15 protein-coding genes are annotated in these 17,661 nt (G+C 69.9%); 9 read left to right on the top strand and 6 right to left on the bottom strand.

Annotated elements, in window-relative coordinates; translation table 11 throughout:
• The first annotated feature begins 101 nt into the window (after positions 1–101).
• From ribB to trxA, 3 genes are read left to right on the top strand one after another with little or no spacing between them, the layout of a single operon-like run.
• Positions 102–1,202: a 3,4-dihydroxy-2-butanone-4-phosphate synthase gene (gene ribB / locus MLG87_RS04590; RefSeq protein ID WP_243294025.1), complete on the top strand. Its 1,101-nt coding sequence runs from the start codon at positions 102–104 to the stop codon at positions 1,200–1,202.
• The gene (locus MLG87_RS04595) at positions 1,199–1,693 is read left to right on the top strand and encodes a cyclic nucleotide-binding domain-containing protein (protein ID WP_243294026.1); all 495 of its coding nucleotides are present in this window, start codon (positions 1,199–1,201) and stop codon (positions 1,691–1,693) included. Before ribB ends, MLG87_RS04595 begins: the two co-directional genes overlap by 4 nt.
• Positions 1,694–1,710: 17 nt before the next feature.
• Complete coding sequence (gene trxA / locus MLG87_RS04600) at positions 1,711–2,031, top strand: thioredoxin (RefSeq protein WP_243294027.1); 321 nt, start codon at positions 1,711–1,713, stop codon at positions 2,029–2,031.
• Positions 2,032–2,104: 73 nt separating this feature from the next.
• On the opposite strand, the gene MLG87_RS04605 is transcribed toward trxA, so the two are convergent.
• Positions 2,105–3,016, bottom strand: a complete 912-nt coding sequence (locus MLG87_RS04605; RefSeq protein ID WP_243294028.1) for an ATP-binding response regulator — start codon at positions 3,014–3,016, stop codon at positions 2,105–2,107.
• 14 nt (positions 3,017–3,030) lie between these two features.
• The gene (locus MLG87_RS04610; RefSeq protein ID WP_243294029.1) at positions 3,031–4,314 is read right to left on the bottom strand and encodes a 3-deoxy-D-manno-octulosonic acid transferase; all 1,284 of its coding nucleotides are present in this window, start codon (positions 4,312–4,314) and stop codon (positions 3,031–3,033) included.
• A gap of 225 nt (positions 4,315–4,539) precedes the next feature.
• Here MLG87_RS04610 and MLG87_RS04615 point away from each other — a divergent pair, with 225 nt between their 5' ends.
• From MLG87_RS04615 to MLG87_RS04635, 5 genes are all read left to right on the top strand, one after another.
• Complete coding sequence (locus MLG87_RS04615) at positions 4,540–5,550, top strand: CobW family GTP-binding protein (RefSeq protein WP_243294030.1); 1,011 nt, start codon at positions 4,540–4,542, stop codon at positions 5,548–5,550.
• Between the two features lie 66 nt (positions 5,551–5,616).
• On the top strand, positions 5,617–8,115 hold the full coding sequence (locus tag MLG87_RS04620; RefSeq protein ID WP_425250874.1) for a Tex family protein: 2,499 nt from the start codon (positions 5,617–5,619) through the stop codon (positions 8,113–8,115).
• On the top strand, positions 8,115–8,759 hold the full coding sequence (locus tag MLG87_RS04625) for a hypothetical protein (RefSeq protein ID WP_243294032.1): 645 nt from the start codon (positions 8,115–8,117) through the stop codon (positions 8,757–8,759). The genes MLG87_RS04620 and MLG87_RS04625 overlap by 1 nt, the downstream gene beginning before the upstream one ends.
• A 21-nt stretch (positions 8,760–8,780) precedes the next feature.
• Positions 8,781–9,659 (top strand): signal peptidase I, encoded by an 879-nt coding sequence (gene lepB / locus MLG87_RS04630; RefSeq protein WP_243294033.1) that lies wholly within the window; start codon positions 8,781–8,783, stop codon positions 9,657–9,659.
• Between the two features lie 114 nt (positions 9,660–9,773).
• The gene (locus tag MLG87_RS04635; protein WP_243294034.1) at positions 9,774–10,607 is read left to right on the top strand and encodes a S1/P1 nuclease; all 834 of its coding nucleotides are present in this window, start codon (positions 9,774–9,776) and stop codon (positions 10,605–10,607) included.
• Positions 10,608–10,645: 38 nt separating this feature from the next.
• Here MLG87_RS04635 and MLG87_RS04640 read toward each other — a convergent pair whose 3' ends face one another.
• Genes MLG87_RS04640 through MLG87_RS04655 form a run of 4 tightly spaced genes read right to left on the bottom strand, consistent with a single transcriptional unit; the run spans position 10,646 to position 15,774 of the window.
• Positions 10,646–11,110 carry a hypothetical protein gene (locus MLG87_RS04640; RefSeq protein WP_243294035.1) on the bottom strand — a complete coding sequence of 155 codons (465 nt, stop codon included), beginning with the start codon at positions 11,108–11,110 and terminating at the stop codon, positions 10,646–10,648.
• 2 nt (positions 11,111–11,112) lie between these two features.
• Positions 11,113–12,969: a tetratricopeptide repeat protein gene (locus tag MLG87_RS16275; protein WP_243294036.1), complete on the bottom strand. Its 1,857-nt coding sequence runs from the start codon at positions 12,967–12,969 to the stop codon at positions 11,113–11,115.
• Positions 12,962–14,026: a 3-dehydroquinate synthase gene (locus MLG87_RS04650; protein ID WP_279341060.1), complete on the bottom strand. Its 1,065-nt coding sequence runs from the start codon at positions 14,024–14,026 to the stop codon at positions 12,962–12,964. Before MLG87_RS04650 ends, MLG87_RS16275 begins: the two co-directional genes overlap by 8 nt.
• Positions 14,023–15,774 carry a M28 family peptidase gene (locus tag MLG87_RS04655; protein WP_279341061.1) on the bottom strand — a complete coding sequence of 584 codons (1,752 nt, stop codon included), beginning with the start codon at positions 15,772–15,774 and terminating at the stop codon, positions 14,023–14,025. Before MLG87_RS04655 ends, MLG87_RS04650 begins: the two co-directional genes overlap by 4 nt.
• Positions 15,775–15,864: 90 nt before the next feature.
• Here MLG87_RS04655 and MLG87_RS04660 point away from each other — a divergent pair, with 90 nt between their 5' ends.
• Positions 15,865–17,652 carry an ABC transporter ATP-binding protein gene (locus MLG87_RS04660; protein WP_243294037.1) on the top strand — a complete coding sequence of 596 codons (1,788 nt, stop codon included), beginning with the start codon at positions 15,865–15,867 and terminating at the stop codon, positions 17,650–17,652.
• The last annotated feature ends 9 nt before the right edge of the window (positions 17,653–17,661 follow it).

Raw genomic sequence — 17,661 nt, forward strand, 5'->3', positions numbered from 1 at the left:
GTCGTTCCTCTCGGGAAAATGAAGGCCTACAGAAGATGGTCAACCTTACCATGGAGTGCGCCCTTCCCCCCCGGGTCCTCCTGAGCGATCCTGATGGGTCTATGAGCACCCGCCCCGACTCCCCCTTCGCCTCCATCGAGGAAGCCATCGAAACCATCCGGCAGGGCCGCATGGTCGTGGTGGTCGATGACGAGGACCGGGAGAACGAGGGCGACCTCACCCTGGCCGCCGAGCATGTCACCCCGGAAGCCATCGCCTTCATGGCCACCTATGGGCGCGGCCTCATCTGCGCGGCCCTGGAAGGCCCGGTGCTGGACCGCCTCCAGATCCCCCTCATGGTCCGGGACAACACCAGCCCCTTCGAGACGGCCTTCTGCATCTCCGTGGAAGCCCGGGAAGGCACCACCACCGGCATCAGCGCCCAGGACCGGTCTCGCACCATCCAGGCCCTCATCGCCCCGGACGCCAAGCCCCAACACTTCGTGAAGCCGGGCCACGTCTTCCCCCTCCGCGCGCGCCCCGGCGGCGTGCTCACCCGCACGGGCCAGACCGAGGCCAGCGTGGACCTGGCGCGCCTGGCGGGCCTGCATCCCAGCGGCGTCATCTGCGAGATCATGAAGGACGACGGAACCATGGCCCGGGTGCCGGACCTGGTGCCCTTCTGCAAACAGCACGGCCTGCCGCTGGTGACCGTGGCGGACCTGGTGGCCTACCGCCTCCGCCAGGAACCCCTGGTGACCCACCTGGGGGCCCGCGACATGGCAAGCCAGTGGGGGGCCCTCAAGGTCCACAGCTTCCGGAGCCTGCTGGACGGCGGCAGCCACCTGGCCTTCGTGCTGGGCGACCTGGGGGGCGATCCGCCCCTGGTGCGGGTGCACGTGGAGACGCTGCCCGACGACCTGCACGGCTTCGAGACCGGCCTCTTCCAGCGGGCCATGGCCGCCCTGGCCAAGGAGGGCCGCGGCGCCATGGTCTACCTCCGCCGCCATGCCCACACCCCGGGAGTGGCTGAGGAGGGCCACGCCCAGCTCCAGGCCATGAACGACCGGGATTTCGGCGTCGGCGCGCAGATCCTGCGGCAGCTGGGGGTTGGAAAAATGCGCCTGCTCAGCCGTCATGAAACCAAGTACATTGGACTCCGTGGCTTCGGCCTCGACATCTGTGCCCACGTGCCCCTGGAACCTTCCTCGGATCCCCGGTGATCGACGCCCGCTTCCTGACCCAGTCGCCCCTGTTCAGGAACCTGGACGAGGTGGAGCGCGCCCAGATCCTGATCATCGGCCAGAAGCGCCAGGTCGCGGCCGGCGAGGTGATCTTCCGGGAAGGGGACGCCGGCGACGGCCTCTTCATCGTGCTGAAGGGCTCGGTGCGGATTTCCAAGCGCGGCGCCACGGGCGAGGAGGCCCTCGCCGTCCTGGCGCCGCCGGCCTACTTCGGCGAGATGGCCCTCATCGATCTGTCCGCCCGCGCCGCGGATGCCATCGCCAACGAGCCTTCCGAGCTGTTCTTCATCCCCCTGCAGGACCTCCGGACGATCATCGAGACCCAGCACAAGATTGCGCTCAAGATCCTCTACGCCCTCTGCGAAGTGCTCGCGCAGCGCCTGCGGGAAACCAACGACCGCTACATGAGCATCTTCACCATCGCCCAATGGGGTGGCGCCAATCCCGGCGGCCCCATTCCCGTACCCTGAACCTGAAAGGAGTTCCCATGTCCGACCTCGTCGCGCACATCACCGACGCCGAGTTCTCCCAAGCCGTCGCCCAGGGTGTCACCCTCGTGGATTTCTGGGCCCCCTGGTGCGGCCCCTGCAAGATGATCGCCCCCGTCCTGGACGAACTGGCCGCCGAGATGAAGGGCCAGGCCAAGTTCGTGAAGATGAACGTGGACGAGAATCCCCAGGTGGCCGGCCAGTTCGGCATCATGAGCATCCCCACGCTCATCGTCTTCAAGGACGGTAAGCCTGTGAACAAGCTCATCGGCGGCCAGCCCAAGCCCCAGCTCAAGGCGTTCGTGGAGAGTGCGTTCTGATCAGCTGTCAGCTGTCAGCTGTCAGTAAAAGCGCCGGGGCGACCCGGCGTTTTCTTTAGCTGAGAGCTGACAGCTACTTTCTTCGTAGCACCAACCGCACCTGGTTCCCCTTGTCGTTGAAGTGGACCTCGTCCATCACGAGGAGGATGAGGGGCAGGCCGCGCCCGCAGTGGGAAGCCATCTCCGAATCGGGCGGAGGCGGGGAGAGCCGGCCGGCGTCGAAGCCGCGGCCTTCGTCGCTGATCTCCACCTCGAACCGCTCCGTGTCCATGGCCAGGCGGACTTCGATGAGGCGTCCCGCATAGTCGGGATCCGCCATGCGCTTGGCGCGGAGTGCCGCATAGGCATCCTCCTTGGCGAAGAGGTCCCCCTTCAGCCGCGAGTCCAGGTCGAGGTTGCCGTGCTCCAGGGCATTCACCAGGGCTTCATGCATGGCCATGGCGATGACGTCGATGTTGCTGGCGGAAGCGAACCCCATGGGCACCAGCCGGTCTGTGAGGTGGTGGGTGAGGCTCGGAATGTCCAGCTCGTCCGACCGGAACAGGAAATGCCGCCGCTCGTTCACCAGCCCGCGCAGGCCGTCATCCGCTTTCCGGAGGTCCCGGTGCAGCTCCACCAGATGGAACACGCTGTGCACCAGATCCTTCATGGCGATGGGCTTCATGAACAGGTTGGAGGCGCCCAGCCGCATGGCCTGGATGGCGTAGTCCACCGAGGCCTGGCCGGTCATGAGCACCACGGGCAGGTGGGGGTGGGACGCCTTCACCTTGTGGACCACCTCGAACCCGTCCATGCCCTCCATGTTGATGTCGCTGATGACCAGGTCGAACGGTGGGGCCTTGGGATTCTGGAGGAGCTCCAGAGCCTGGGCGGCGTCCGGATAGCCGTGGACCTCCATGCCGTAATGGGCCAGGGCGGACTGGACCATCTCAAGCACCGAGGGGTCGTCATCGATCAGGAGGATGTGCGTCCCACGGCGAGTCATGGCGGCTCCACGCTTCAGGATACTCGATGAGGTTCCAGCCGGCTGGCGGTCGGAAGGGCGACCAGATAGGGCTCCACAAGCCCCAAGGTGCGGTCCAGCGTGCCCCTCAGGGTCTCGGGCAGCGATGCCGGCCCCACGGAGCGCAGCGGCGCGGCGGCCAGGGCGGCCTCCAGCGCGGAGCCGAGCCCGCCGGCAGGAACCACCTGGAGCAGCCCCGCTTCGCGCAGGGGCGGCACCAGGTCCTCGAAATTGGCGAAGCCCGGGCCCACCAGGGCCGGAACTCCCGCGCGGACCGGCTCCAGCGGGTTGTGCCCACCATCCGCGGTCCAGCCTCCCGCCACCAGGGCCACGGTGCCCTCGGCATAGGCGGCCGAGAGCTCGCCCAGGGTGTCCAGGAGCAGCGCGTCCATCCCCGACCAGGAGGCGCCCTCCCCCCATCCGCCGGAGGCACGGCGGAAGGCCAGGCCCCGGGCCGTCATCAGATCCGCCGCGGCATCGAAGCGGCGGGGCTGGCGCGGGGCCAGGATGAGCTTCAGGCCAGGATGCTTCGCCCGGGCCGCGCGCCAGGCCTCGAGGACCAGATCCTCCTCGCCCTCCACCGTATTGCCCGCCACCACCACGGGCAGGCCTGACCAGGCCTCGCGCAGGGCCATCCAACCCTCCTGCAGGGGGCGCGGGGGCGGAAGGTCGGCCTTGAGGTTGCCGCCCAGCCGCACCTCCGGGGCGCCCAGGCGCTGGAAGGCCTCCGCGCTGGCCTCGTCCCGGGCCGCCACCAGGCTCAGCCGTGAGGCGGCCCGTCGCATCCAGGGACCGCCCTTCCGGAGGGACTTCTCCGTGAGCCGCCCATTCACGATGACGCGCGAGATGCCACGGGCCTCCAGCGCCTGGAGCAGCCCCGGCCAGATCTCGGTCTCCAGCGCCAGGAACAGCCCCGGCGGGCGGCGCAGGAACGGCTCCAGACCCTCGGGATCATCCAGGGGGAAGGCGCCGCCGCTGATCCGCTCCGTGCCGGCGTCCCAGCCCGGCAGCCGCTTCGCCATCAGCGCCAGCCCCGCCGGCGTGCCCGTGCTCAGGTGGACGCGGTGGCCGGCCTCGCGCAGGCGCGCCACCAGGCCGTCCGCCAGCAGCAGCTCGCCCACGCTCACCGCGTGCAGCCAGATCCAGCGACCCGCAGGCAGGTCCGGCGCCTCCGCCTGCAGCCGGATCCGCCAGCCCTCCGGCAGCCCCCGGACACAGGACCGGGCCACGGCCCCCGCCAGGGAGACGGCCGCGAGGTAGCTCAGGTCCAGGACATCCACCCGTTTACGCTCTCACACTTGCCCGACGCAGGACAAAAGAAGAACCACGCACGCTGAGAACGCGGAGAAAAGCCGGAGGGCGCCGAGGCAAAGAGATCGAGTCTTTGACCCCAGGCCACACAAGGGCGGCCTGCTTCGCGTTCCCCTTCATCTGTCGTTCTCTGCACCCTCCGCGCTCTCTCCGCGTGCTCTGCGTGAGTTTTCCAGCCAGGGCATCATGGAGGCATGTCCGATCGCGCCCTGCTCGAAGTTCTCATCGTCACCGGCCCCCTGGGCGCCGGGAAGACCACTGCCGTGAACCGCCTACTGAAGGCCGAGGTGGCCGCCGGCCGCCGGGTGGCGGTGCTCATCAACGAATTCGGCGCCATCAGCGTGGATGGCACCCTGGTGGACGCCGAGCGGCCCGAGCTGGCGGGCGTGGAGAACCTGGTGAACGGCTGCGTCTGCTGCAGCCTCCGCAACGATGTGGTGGCCACCCTCCAGGCCTGGTGCGACCAGCCGGACGGTCAGCGGCCCGAGCGCGTGGTCCTGGAGACCACGGGCCTGGCGGACCCCACGGACCTGCTGGACCTCGAACAGGAGCCGCCGCTGGCGGGGCGTCTGCGGCTGGCGGGCCTGCTCACGGTGGTCTCCAGCCTGGCCCCCGTGGATCACCTGAAGACCAAGCCCCTGCTCCATCGGCAGGCGGCCCTGGCCAGCCTCATCCACCTCAGCAAGGCTGATCTCGATCCGTCGGCGGCCGTGGCCTGGGAGGGCGAGCTGCGCGCGGCCTTCAAGCACATCCCGCTGATCCCCACGCGCCACGGGGTCGCCCCGGAGGGCAGTCCCGATCCCTGGCGCGGCGACCTGCGGCCTGTGCCCGAGGGCTGGGAGGCGACGAGCGGACCCAGCTTCGCCGAGGCGCGATCCCTCACCCTGCACTGGGACCACCCCATCGACCCCGCGACGCTGGAAGCCTTGCTGCTGGCGCCGCCGACATCCGGCGAGCTCCTGCGCGCGAAGGGCGTCTGCGCCTTCGCGGGCTGGGCCGCGCGCAACGACGGCAGCGATCGCTGGGCCTTCCAGCTGGCGGACGGGCGCCTGGAGATCTCGCCCCTGCCCCTCCTCGCGGATGGCTCCGCTCCCGCATGCGCGGCAGTGGTCATCGGCACCGGTCTGGATTCCGCCCACTGGAAGAAGTCCCTGCGGGACCTCGAACGCGCCCCGGCGGGCGCGCGGCGCAAGGCCTTTCTCTAGCGCGGATCTGGCGCATCGCCGGATCCGCATCGGGCTTGGTATCATCGCAGTTCGCCCGGACCCGGGATGCAAGGAGCAAGTGTGGATCAAGTGCTCGACCTCATGGCCAAGGAGCTCAAGCTCCCCCGCGCCGGCGTGGCCGCCATCGTGGCGCTGCTGGAGGAGGGCAACACCGTGCCCTTCATCGCCCGCTACCGCAAGGAGGCGACGGGATCGCTCGACGAAGTCGCCATCCGCGCCGTCGAAGACCGCAACGCCTACTATAAGGACCTGCTGGACCGCCGGAAGACCGTGCTGAAGTCCATCGACGAGCAGGGCAAGCTCACGCCCGAGCTGAAGGCCAAGATCGAGGGCACCTGGGTGAAGGCCGAACTGGAGGACCTCTACCTGCCCTACAAGCCCAAGAAGCGCACCAAGGCCACGGTGGCCAGGGAGCGCGGCCTGGAGCCCCTGCTGGACTCCCTGCTGGCGGACGAGAGCGGCGCTGATCCCTTCCTCATCGCCGAGCCCTTCATCAAGGACGAGGACGGCCTGCGCTCCCCCTCGGAATGCATGGAAGGCGCGGGTCACATCCTGGCTGAGCGCCTGTCGGAGGATGCGGAGATTCGCGCCTGGCTGCGCCTGGAGTTCCACGAGCAGGGCGTGCTGAAGTCCGAGATCCGCGAGGAGCGCAAGGCCGACCAGGCCGCGCTGCGCTTCAAACCCTACTTCGACTTCTCCGAGCCCATCCGCAAGATCCCCAGCCACCGTCTCCTCGCCCTGCGCCGCGGCGAGAAGGAGGAGATCCTCACCGTGAAGCTCCTGGTGGAGCGCGAGAACTTGGTGAGCCAGCTCGTCGCCAAGGTCCAGGTGAACCCGGCCAGCGGCTACCGGCGCTTCCTCAACGAGGTGGCCGGCGACGCCTTCGACCGCCTGCTGGCGCCCACCATCGAATCCGAGGTGCGCTACGAGGCCAAGAAGAAGGCCGACGGCGAGGCCATCAAGGTGTTCCAGACCAACCTGGACCACCTGCTGCTGGCGCCCCCTGCGGGCCAGCGCTGCACCCTTGGCGTGGACCCCGGCATCCGCACAGGCTGCAAGCTCGTGGTCATCAACCGCCTGGGCCAGCTGGTACAGAACGAGGTGATCTACCCCCTGGAACCCAAGCGGGACCTGGAGGGCAGCCGCGCCATCCTCGAGAAGCTCTGCACCGAGAACCCCGTGGAGGCCATCGCCGTGGGCAACGGCACCGGCGGCCGCGAGGTGGAGGCCTTCATCCGCGAGTGGCTGAAGGAGACGAACCGCCAGGGTCTCATCTGCGTGAGCGTGAGCGAGGCCGGAGCTTCCGTCTACTCCGCCAGCGACATCGCCCGGGAGGAGTTCCCCGAGCACGACGTCACCGTGCGCGGCGCCGTGAGCATCGCCCGGCGCTTCCAGGATCCCCTGGCCGAGCTGGTGAAGGTGGATCCCAAGAGCATCGGCGTGGGCCAGTACCAGCACGACGTGAACCAGACCGCCCTCAAGAAGGGCCTCGATGATGTGGTCGAGAGCTGCGTGAACCGCGTGGGCGTGGATCTCAACAGCGCCTCCTACAAACTGCTGGCCTACGTGGCGGGCATCGGCGAGGGGCTGGCGAAGAACATCGTGGCCCACCGCTTCGAGCACGGCGCCTTCAAGCGCCGCGAGCAGCTCCTGGAGGTCGGCCGCTTCGGCGCCAAGGCCTTCCAGCAGGCCGCGGGCTTCCTGCGCATCCCTGGCGGCGAGGACCCCCTGGACGCCTCCGCCGTGCACCCCGAGAGCTACCCCGTGGTGCAGCGCATCTGCCAGCTGGCCGGCAAGACCGTGCCCGAGCTCATCGGCAACGATGCCGTGCTGGACGCCCTGGATCCCAAGCTGCTCGTCGATGAGAAGTTCGGCGTGGAGACCGTGAAGGACATCCTGGCGGAATTGAAGAAGCCCGGCCGCGACCCCCGCCACCAGTTCGAGGCCGTGCAGTTCCGCGAGGGCGTGAACAAGCCCAGCGACCTGGAAGTGGGCATGGAGCTCCAGGGCATCGTCACCAACGTCACCGACTTCGGCGCCTTCGTGGATGTGGGCGTCCACCAGGACGGCCTGGTGCACCTCTCCGAGATCGCCCACCGCTATGTGAAGAACCCCGCGGACGCCCTCAGCGTGGGCCAGGCCGTGAAGGTGAAGGTGCTGGCCGTGGATCTGGAGGCCAAGCGCATCGCCCTCTCCATCAAGGCTCTGCTGGCCGCCCCCGAGGGCGCCGATCGGCCGCAGCCGTCCCACCATCGCCGTCCCCAGGGCCGGCCGCAGGGCGGTCCCCGTCCTCCCCGCCCGCAGTCGGGCCCCCAATCCGGGTCCCAGGCTGGCCCCCGGCCGCAGGGCCCGCGGCCGCCCCGGCCCGAAGGCCCCCGGCCGCCTCGCCCGGAAGGGACCCGGCCCCCGCGTCCCCAGGAGGCCCGCCCGGCCCGGCCCGAGCGCGAGACCCGTCCGCCCCAGCCCAAGCGTGAGCCGGCGGTTCCCGCCTCGGGCGCCTCGCTGACCGACCTGATGGCCAAGTTCAACAAGGGACCCCGTTGATGCATCCGCGCCTGTCCCTCCTGGCGCCTGCGGCCCTGCTGGCACCTGTGGCCCTGGTGCTGGCCCTGGCCTGCCAGCCGCGCCCGGCCGCCCCCATCTACGGTCCCTGGGAAGAAGGGCTGACTCTGGCCTTCGAGGACCCGTCCCGGCCCCAGCCGGAGCGCTCCTCGGACCGCCTGCAGGTGCGCGTGGCCCGGTCGTCCGTGGCGCCAGGTTCCCCTCGGGTGGTGCAACTGGACCTCGCCAGCCTCCGCGGCCATATGAGCCTGCTGATCCGCCACCAGGACGGGGGCATCGCCCTCCTGGGCGAGGATGGCCAGGTGCTGGCCCAGACTCTGCCGCCAGGTTTCCCTTCCACCGCCACCTGGGAGGACCGGGGCACCCGGTTCCGCGTGGTGGGACGCGCCACCTGGGAAGGCGCCGCCCTCCTGCCGGCAACTTCGGACCCCGTCGGCGTGTGGGTGGAGGCCCAGCCGCCCCACGGACCCCGGCGCCGCACGCTCTACCTGCCGAACCTCGGCGAGGTGGAGTCCCAGGAGGAACGCGACGGCGCGTGGGTGACCACCAACCGGCTGGTGGCCCGCGGCTTCGTGGACCTGCCTGCCGCCCCCCTCTCCGGCCCGTTCCCCGGCCAACGTCCCTGATCGACCAATCCCGGAGCCGACATGGCCGCTGAATCCGCTTCCGACACCTCCACCGACCTCGAGATCGAGCTGCCCCCCGGCGCCGCCAAGGGCGCCGTGCGGGACAACCTGGAGGTGATCTGCTTCGCGATGATCCTGATCCTGTTCTTCAAGACCTTCGTGGGTCAGCAGTTCAAGATCCCCTCCGCCTCCATGCGCAACACGCTGATGATCGGGGACCACCTGCTGGCCAACAAGTTCATCTTCGCCGAGCCCCAGTGGGCCTGGGAGGAGAAGCTCTTCCCCATGCGGAGCGTGAAGCGCGGCGACATCATCGTGTTCCGCTACCCCATCGACCGCGACCAGGACTACGTGAAGCGCTGCGTGGCCCTGGCGGGCGACACGGTGGAGATGCGCAACAAGCGGCTCTACGTGAACGGCAAGCTCGTCACCGGCCCCTTCGAGTTCCAGTTCGGCCGGAGCCCCGAGGGTCCCACACCCGGTCCCTGGCCCCTGACCCGGAACGCCGGCGAGGCGGAGCATCCCGTGGGTCTCTGGCGCCATGCGGATCCGGAGGTGCTGGCCCTCCATGACCACAACCAGATGCAGGCCATGAACAGCCTCATCCAGGAAGGGTTCAAGGACAACCTGGGCCCAGTCACCGTGCCGGCGGGCCACATCTTCGCCATGGGGGACAACCGCGACAACAGCATGGACAGCCGCTACTGGGGCTTCCTGCCCGTGGATCACCTGCGGGGCCGGCCCTTCATCGTGTGGTGGAGCTTCCGCGAGGGCGACACTGACAACGACAACGGGCGCGTGCCGGACGGCCCCACGGACGTGGCCGCCGATTTCATCGACGCCGCCCGCCACTTCTTCACCCGCACCCGCTGGGAGCGCACCGGGACCATTCCCGAGTAGCCCAGCCACAAAAGATCCCCACGAAGGGCACGAATAAATGCCTCTATATTCGTGCCCTTCACGTTTTTCTTAGTGTCCTTCGTGGGGATCCTTTTCAGAGAGTCGCCAAACACCATGAAGATCCCCCTGCTCGCGCTGCTCCTGGCAGCCCTTCCCCTCTCCGCCTGGGGCGACAAGGGCCACCGGGCCGCCTGCGCCCTGGCCCTGAAAGGCCTGCCGCCGGAGCCTCGCGCCTGGTACACGGGGCGCGAGGGCGAGGTGGAGGATCATGCCTCGGACCCGGACCACTGGCGCCAAGATCGCAAGGAGGGCCCCCGCCACTTCCTGGACATGGAGCCCTACGGGGGACCCGATCATCTCCCCCGCACCGTGGAGGAAGCCCAGGCCCGCCTGGGCGGCGACTTCTACCGCACGGGCGTGGTGCCGTGGATCATCCAGGACCGCTGGCGGGACCTGGTGGATGCCTTCCGATCCGGCGACGCCGCCCGGGTGGCCATGGCCACGTCCATCCTGAGCCACTACGTGGCGGACGCCCACGTACCCCTGCACACCACCGAGAATCACGACGGCCAGGCCACGAACCAGCGCGGCGTCCACAGCCGCTGGGAGACCGGGCTGGTGGAGCGCTATGTCCAACCGGAGACGCTGACCCCACTTTCCGCCGAGGTGGACCCGCGCTTCATGGAACGGCCCTGGGAGTGGCTCCGCGCCTCCCACGCGCTCATCCCCCAGCTCCTGGAGGACGACCGGACCGCGGACCGCACCACGCCTGCCGACACCCGCGGCCGGGCCATGCGCACCCCCGCCTATTGGATGGTCTTCTGGGCCAGGCAGGGTCCCGCGGTGACCCGGCAGCTCCAGCTGGCGGGCAAGCACCTGGGAGACGCGGTGCTCAGCGCCTGGGTCGAGGCGGGCCGGCCTGCTCCCCCGGTGAAGCCGGCCCGCTGAAATCGCCGCGGACGCGGCGATTTCAGCAGAGGACAGCTCTAGGGAGCTTCCTCCCATCTCTTCCGGTCCAGCCAGACCTGCTCGGCCTTGCCCTGGGGATCCCGGCCCTGCCAGTGGAGCTTCCGGGGTCCCGCGGCATCCTTCTTCAGCACGGACACGCCCGGGCCTTCTCCCTGGCGGAGCATGCGCAGCAGGGCCTCGACGCTGGCCACCTGGGGCAGGAAGGGCAGCGGCAGCTCCGCCAGGGTGGCGGCCCGCTGGTCGACCTTCTGCCGGGGCACCCGGAGCCGGTAGCCGGAGGCGCGATCGCCCTCCAGGAGCAGCAGGCGCTCGCCGAGCCCATGCAGCTCGGCCACCAGGCGGCCGGAGAACGGTTCCATGAGCAGGTTCAGGGTGCCGGTCCCCTCGCCTCCGGAGCCTGAATACCCCCAGCCGTACTGGGCGCGCACAGGTGTCGCCGGGGCCGGCGCCACATCAGCGGGGGGAGCCTGGAAAACCATCATGATCAGTCCTCGTCGTCATCCGGAGCGGCGTCCGGCGCGGGCGCCTGGGTCTCTCCCACCTTCCGGGCCTGCTCCCGGGCCAGGCGGACGCGGAGCTCCCCCAGCCGCTTCTCCAGCGCGGGACGGTCCGGGAAGACGAAGGCCAGGGCCCGTTCCCACTGTTCGGCCGCCTCGGCCAGCTTGCCCTGCTTCACCAGCACTTCACCCAGGTGCTTCCGCACTTCCGGGCTGAAGGGACTCAGCTCCGCCGCGCGGCGGAGGGTGGCCTCCGCCTCCGCGATCTTCCCCAGCTTGAACTGGGCCCACCCCAGGCTGTCGATGACGTTGCCGTTGTCCGGAGTGGCCTTGGCGCTGGCCTCGATGAGCGCGGCGGCCTCCTCCAGGTCCTGCCCCTGCTCCAGCAGCTGGTATCCCAGGTTGTTCTGCACCATGGGATTGCCCGGATTCGTCTTCTGCGCCTCCCGGAGCACCCGGAGGGAATCGTCGGCCCGCCCAAGCTGGTCATAGGCGCTGCTCTGCATGATCAGGATGTCCACGTTCTTCACGGGCCCCAGGCTGCGGGCCCGCTCGAGCGCCTCCAGGCACTTGTCCCAGCGGCGGAACTCGGACCAGATGGCCGCCATGCCCTCAAGGTGGAGCTGCTCCAGGGCGGCGCGGGTCTCCTTCCGCGAGAAGAAGCGGTATTCCAGGCACTCCGGCGGAAGCTCCGCGGCCTGCTGGAAGAAGGGCACCTTGGGGAACCGCGTGATGCCGTCCTTCAGCGCGGCCAGGGCGCTCTTCCAGTCGTTGCGGCTGATGAGGGCCTGGCAGGTGAACACCTGCAGCTCGCCCGCGACCTGCTCCCGCCCCGGGTGCTCCTTGAGGTAGGTCAGCAGGGCGCCGCCCTTGCCCTGGAGGAGAAGCGTCTCCGCGTAGAGGGCCTGCGATCCGTCGGCGATCCAGTCCTCCTGGATCTTGCCGGCGAGGAGCGTCGCGAGCCGGGTCTCGGCCTCCTGGAAGCGCCCCAGGTTCATGAGGGCGCGGGCCGTGTTGAAGGTCGTCCGAGGCGTCACCTTCAGGGCTTCGGCCTTGCCCAGGCTCTCCAACGCCTCTTCGAACCGCGAAGTCTGGAGGCGCACCAGGGCGACATTCTCCCAGAGGCCCGCCTCCTTCGGCAGGTGCTGGGCGAGCAGGAGGAAGCTCTCCTCGGCGTGGGCCAGGTAGCCCGCCTGGATCTGATCCCGGGCCAGCTCTTCCAGCATGCGGAGTTGGCGCTCGTCGGGGTTGCGGGCATTGAGGGCGAGCACGGACTCGCGCCGTCCCTCGTAGTTCTGGAGGGCCCGCGCGTGGATGGCCGCCCGCTCCCAGGCCGCCTGGAAGCTAGGGCGGAGCCGGCCCAGATGCAGCCAGGCCTGAAGCGCCCCCTCGCCATCCTTCAGCTTCTCGGACACCTCGCCCAGCCGGGCCCACAGTTCCGGGTCCTGGGGCAGCAGGGCCGTGGCGGCCCGCAGTTCCTTCGCGGCCTCCGCCGCCATGGCCTCATCCGACTGGGAGAGCTGGTACAGGAGCAGGCCCAGGTGGGCCCGCGCCTCCGCGTTCCGGGGCGCCAGGGCAACGGCCTTGCGGGCCGGCGCCAGGGCGCCTTGGGGGTCCTGGGCCTCCTGGAGGGCCTCGGATAGCCTCAGGTGGACCTCGGCGCTCTCGGGCACCTGGGCCGCCACCCGCCGGTAGATGGCCACCGCGGCGGCGGGATCCGAACCGCCGCCCCGCAGCTGCAGGGCGCGGGCCTGGAGCATCAGGGCTCGCACGTCTTCCGGCGGCGTCGCGGCCAGGCTGGCCGCCAGCAGGGCGGCGAGGAGAGGAAGGCGGATGTCAGGCACGGGGAGCCTCCCGGTGGAGCAGGTCGACAAGACGGGCATGGGGGGACTCCCAGACTCCGGGGGCGAGGGCGCGCTGGATCGCCGGCTCCCCGAAGCGGGGGAGGATGCAGTGGATCTCCGTGGCCGGCGCGTCCTCGGTGGCCCCGGGCGCGTGCCTGGCCTTCTTGTCCCGGTGCAGCAGGGGAAGGCAGGCCGACCAGGGAGCGACCATGGGCGCCAGCGGGGCGAGCCGCCGGGCCAGGGAGGCGAGGAAGGCGGGAGGGAATGCCTTGAGGCCGAGATCCTCCGCCAGGAGGCAGGAGCCCAGCAGGCCCAGGCCCACGGCCTCCCCGTGGAGCAGGTCGTAGCCCGATGCCGCCTCGAGGGCGTGGCCGAGGGTGTGGCCCAGGTTCAACAGCCGCCGCTCGCCCGCCTCCCTGGGATCCCGGTGCACCACGCCGGCCTTGTAGGCCAGGGCCCGCTCCACCCAGGGGACCTTCACGGGCCCGTCCTGCAGCATCTCCGCGGCCCAGGGCATCTCGCCCTGGATGAGGGCAGTCTTGACCAGCTCCCAGCGGCCATTCTCCAGGTGCCGCTCGGGCAAGCTGGCCAGGAAGGACGTGCAGGCCACCAGGCGCCTGGGGGAGTGGAAGGCCCCCACCAGGTTCTTGCCCGCGGCGAGGTCCACGGCGGTCTTGCCGCCCAGGGCCGCGTCCGCCATGGCCAGCAGGGAGGTCGGCCAGACCTGCCAGGCGATGCCCCGCAGGTAGAGGGCCGAGGCCAGGCCCGCCATGTCCGAGAGGACACCGCCGCCCAGGGCCACCACGGTGGCGTCCCGGTGCAGGGGCACCCGGGCCCAGTGCTCCAGCCAGGGGAGGATGGTCCGCAGCTTCTTCTCCTCCTCGGACACCGCCACCCACAGGGCGTGGCTGGGCTCCGGGAGGCCCGCCCGGGTCCAGGCCTCCCTCAGGTGCAGATCGCCTACCAGCGTCCAGGGGCCCTCGGGCAGCAGGGCCGGATCCGGCGCCTCCTGGAGGAAGACCTCGGTGGCGAACCCGATGGGGGTGGCGAGTCTCATGGGCGGCCTTTCAGGGTGGCCTCGGCCTGCATGGTCTGGTCTCCCCGGAGCCATCGGACCACGGCCTTGTCGCCAGGCTTGTGGGCGCCGAGGGCGTCCATGAAATCGTAGATGTTCTTTACCGGCCGGCCACCGAAACCGATGATGATGTCGCCGGCCTGGAGCCCGATGGCCTCCGCCGTGGAGCCGCGGGACACCCCGTTGATGCGGAAACCCCGCGGGTTGTCTGCGTAGTCGGGGAGGGTTCCGAAGGCGACCCGCATGGGGCCGCTATCGCCCCGCAGGACCACCTTGGCGGTATCGGGATCGAAGACCGGCGTCGTGTCCGCATTGGCGAGATCCAGGGCGACCGCGCGTCCGTAGGCCGCCAGGGCGGCCATGCCGGCGACGTTGATGCGGTCCGCCGTGTCCGTGGGCCTGTGGTACTCGCCGTGGACTCCCGTGAAGAAGAAGAATGTGGGGATCTTCGCCTGGGAGAAGGCCATGTGGTCCGAGCCGCCCACAGCCGCCCCCACGTCCCCGCTGATGGAGAAACCCTCTGGCGCCAGCTTCTTCGCGGCCTCGAGGGCGGTCTTGGGCGCGCCCAGCCCCCCCATCAGCAGTTTCGGGGCCGCGGGATCCAGCCGGCCCACCATGTCGAAGTTGAGCATGAACTTCACGGATTCCAGCGGGTGGGTGGGGTGCTGGATCCAATGGCTGGAGCCCAGCAGGCCCTCTTCCTCGCCGCCGAAGTGCATCAGCAGGATGGAGCGCCGCGGGCGGGCCTGCTTCAGCTCCCGGCCCAGCTCCAGGACCAGGGCCGCGCCCGAGGCATTGTCGTCGGCGCCGGGGTGTACCTGCCCGCGCGCTTCCGCGCCCCCCAGGCTGTGACGCTCGCCCAGGCCCAGGTGGTCCAGATGCGCACCTATGACGATGTATTCCTTCCGCAGTTTGGGATCGCGACCGGGGATCAGGGCCACCACGTTGGGCACCTGGGCCTCTTCACGGCGGAGCCTCAGCTTCAGCGTGAGCGTGGTCCAGGGAGCGTAGATGAAGTCCTGGCTGGCGGGCTTCCCGGTATCCCGGATGGCCTTGAGGCGGGCCTGGAGGTCACCGCAGGCATCCCCGAGGGCGCCCGCCGAGAGGCTGAGCACGGGGATGTCCAGCTTCATCGGCCCCTCTTCCCGCTGCAGGGGCCGGGCCGGGCCCTCCTCCAGCACGAGGACCGCGGCGGCCCTCCCGGCCTGCAGGCGCTTCACGCGGGCCAGCAGGCTCCGCTCGCCCCGCGGCGGGTGGGCGAAGGTGTCCGTATCCGGCAGGGTGCGGGCGATGACCACCACGTGATCCTTCACCTCGAGACCCGCGAGATCGTCGTAGCCGCCGGGGACCTGCACGCCGAAACCGGCGAAGGCGAGGGGTTTCATGCGGAAGTCCGCGTCCCCGCTGTAGCCGATGGCCTCGATGTCCCGGCCCCAGACGAGCGGTCGGGCCTCCTCGCCGTGGGTCAGGAGGGCGCCCTGGGTCTCCAGGACCACCTTCGCGACGAACGGGAACCGCTGGATCTGCGCCTTCAGGCCCACGCCTTTCCAGGTCTGCAGGACATGCTCGGCCGCCTGGTCGAGCCCCGGGTACCCGTTGCCCCGGCCCTGGAGGGTCGGCGAGGCCAGGAACGCCACATCCCGGCGCAGCCGGCCCTCGACCGCGGATCCGGAGGGTGGAACCTGCGCCACGAGGGCGGCGGCGAGGAAGGCGGGAATCCAGGGGCCCATGACGTCTCCGGCAATCTCCTACTTTACAGGCGCCGCCCCGATCCGTCCTGGTCACGACGGGAATCGGGGCGCCTGTGGGAGAATGGCCCCATGTCCGAACAGGAAGCCTACTTTCAATCTGACCGGATGGACCAGCGGCCCATGCGCCACACGCTGCTCTGGCGCCTGGCCGGCTACCTCCGCCCTCAGTGGGCCGCCCTCCTGGCCCTGCTGTTCCTGATGGCCCTGGGCGCCTTCCTGGAGGTCATGCCCTCGGAGCTGACCCTCCGGCTCATCAACCGGTTCATGGCCCAGGGCAGCCTGAGGGGCGCGGCGCCCATGATCGCCGGGTTCTTCGGGGTGCTCATCGCCGGGTTCCTCGTGAGCTTCGCGCGCTACTTCCTGCTGGCCCGGGTGGGCCAGAAGGCCATGCTCGACCTGCGGGTGCAGCTCTTCGAGCACCTCATGGGCCGCAGCACGGACTTCTTCCACCGGAACCCCGTGGGCCGCCTCATGACGCGGGTCACCAGCGACGTCCAGAACCTCAACGAGATGTTCGCCTCGGGCTTCGTGGCCATCGTGGGGGATGCCCTGTCGCTGCTGGCCATCGTGGCCTGGATGTTCTGGACCCACCCGGGCATGGCCCTGGTGGCCCTGGGGATCCTGCCCTTCCTGCTGGTGGCCACGGAGATCTTCCGTCGCCGCGCCGGCGAGGCCTTCCGGGAGACGCAGCGGCGCTACGCGAGCATCAATGCCTTCCTTCAGGAGCAGATCTCCGGCATGGGCCTGGTGCAGGTGAACGCCCAGGAGGCGCACAGCGACGCGCAGTTCAAGGGCCTGAACGAGGACTACTTCCAGGCCTTCCTCCGCACCATCTTCGCCTACGCCGTGTTCTTCCCCGTGGTGGAGTTCATCACCTCCGGCACCCTCGCGGCGCTCATCTTCTACGCGGGCTTCAAGCTCAAGGCCGGAGCCATCACCTGGGGCCTGCTCCTGGCCTTCATCCAGCAGTCGGGGCGGTTCTTCCGGCCCATCCGGGAACTGGCCGAGCGCTACAACGTCATGCAGACGGCCCTGGCCTCCAGCGAGCGCATCTTCCGCCTGCTGGACAACCAGGAGGAGATCCCGGAAGCACCCGGCGCGAAGCCTGCCACGTTCGCCGGCGAAGTGCGCCTGGAGAACGTCTCCTTCGCCTACGAGGAGGGCGGCCGGAAGGTGGTCCGCGAGCTGAGCGGCGTCATCCCCAAGGGTCGCCGCGTGGCCGTGGTGGGTCACACCGGAGCCGGGAAGAGCACGCTCATCAACCTGCTCATGCGCTTCTACGACGTGCACGAGGGCCGCATCACCGTGGACGGCGTGGACGTGCGGGAGCTGAAGATCCGCAGCCTGCGCGACCTCTTCGGGCTGGTGCTCCAGGATGTCTTCGTCTTCTCCGGCACCCTGCGCGACAACATCGTGCTGGACCGCACCCTCGACGAGGCCCGCTTGGCCTCGGTGCTGGAGCAGAGCCAGCTGAAGGACCTGGTGTCCCGACTGCCCCAGGGCCTGGAGACCCAGGTGGGGGAGCGGGGCCAGAAGCTCAGCGCCGGGGAGCGGCAGCTCCTGGCCTTCGCCCGCATGCTCTACCTGGAGCCCGCCGTGCTGCTGCTGGACGAAGCCACCGCCAACATCGACTCCGAGACCGAGGCCAAGATCCAGAACGTCATCGAGCACGTGAGCCACCGCCTGACCACCTTCACCATCGCCCACCGCCTCTCCACCATCCGGGACGCGGACGAGATCTGGGTCATGGACCAGGGCGTCCTCGTGGAGCGCGGCAACCACGACGCCCTCATCGCCCAGGACGGCGTCTACGCCAAGCTCGTGCGGCTGCAGTTCGCGGAGGGCGAGGCGGCCTAAGGGGGGTAG

It is taken from the genome of Geothrix mesophila (assembly GCF_022808835.1).
GTDB classification, from domain to species: Bacteria; Acidobacteriota; Holophagae; order Holophagales; family Holophagaceae; genus Geothrix; species Geothrix paludis.

What these genes read in the sequence shown, in the direction of transcription:
- MLG87_RS04605 (WP_243294028.1), bottom strand. Translation starts at nt 3,016, where the DNA reads ATGACTCGCCGTGGGACGCACATCCTCCTGATCGATGACGACCCCTCG.
- ribB (WP_243294025.1), top strand. Translation starts at nt 102, where the DNA reads ATGAGCACCCGCCCCGACTCCCCCTTCGCCTCCATCGAGGAAGCCATC.
- MLG87_RS04620 (WP_425250874.1), top strand. Translation starts at nt 5,617, where the DNA reads ATGCAAGGAGCAAGTGTGGATCAAGTGCTCGACCTCATGGCCAAGGAG.
- MLG87_RS04615 (WP_243294030.1), top strand. Translation starts at nt 4,540, where the DNA reads ATGTCCGATCGCGCCCTGCTCGAAGTTCTCATCGTCACCGGCCCCCTG.
- lepB (WP_243294033.1), top strand. Translation starts at nt 8,781, where the DNA reads ATGGCCGCTGAATCCGCTTCCGACACCTCCACCGACCTCGAGATCGAG.
- MLG87_RS04635 (WP_243294034.1), top strand. Translation starts at nt 9,774, where the DNA reads ATGAAGATCCCCCTGCTCGCGCTGCTCCTGGCAGCCCTTCCCCTCTCC.
- MLG87_RS04660 (WP_243294037.1), top strand. Translation starts at nt 15,865, where the DNA reads ATGTCCGAACAGGAAGCCTACTTTCAATCTGACCGGATGGACCAGCGG.
- MLG87_RS04640 (WP_243294035.1), bottom strand. Translation starts at nt 11,110, where the DNA reads ATGATGGTTTTCCAGGCTCCCCCCGCTGATGTGGCGCCGGCCCCGGCG.
- MLG87_RS04625 (WP_243294032.1), top strand. Translation starts at nt 8,115, where the DNA reads ATGCATCCGCGCCTGTCCCTCCTGGCGCCTGCGGCCCTGCTGGCACCT.
- MLG87_RS04650 (WP_279341060.1), bottom strand. Translation starts at nt 14,026, where the DNA reads ATGAGACTCGCCACCCCCATCGGGTTCGCCACCGAGGTCTTCCTCCAG.
- MLG87_RS04655 (WP_279341061.1), bottom strand. Translation starts at nt 15,774, where the DNA reads ATGGGCCCCTGGATTCCCGCCTTCCTCGCCGCCGCCCTCGTGGCGCAG.
- trxA (WP_243294027.1), top strand. Translation starts at nt 1,711, where the DNA reads ATGTCCGACCTCGTCGCGCACATCACCGACGCCGAGTTCTCCCAAGCC.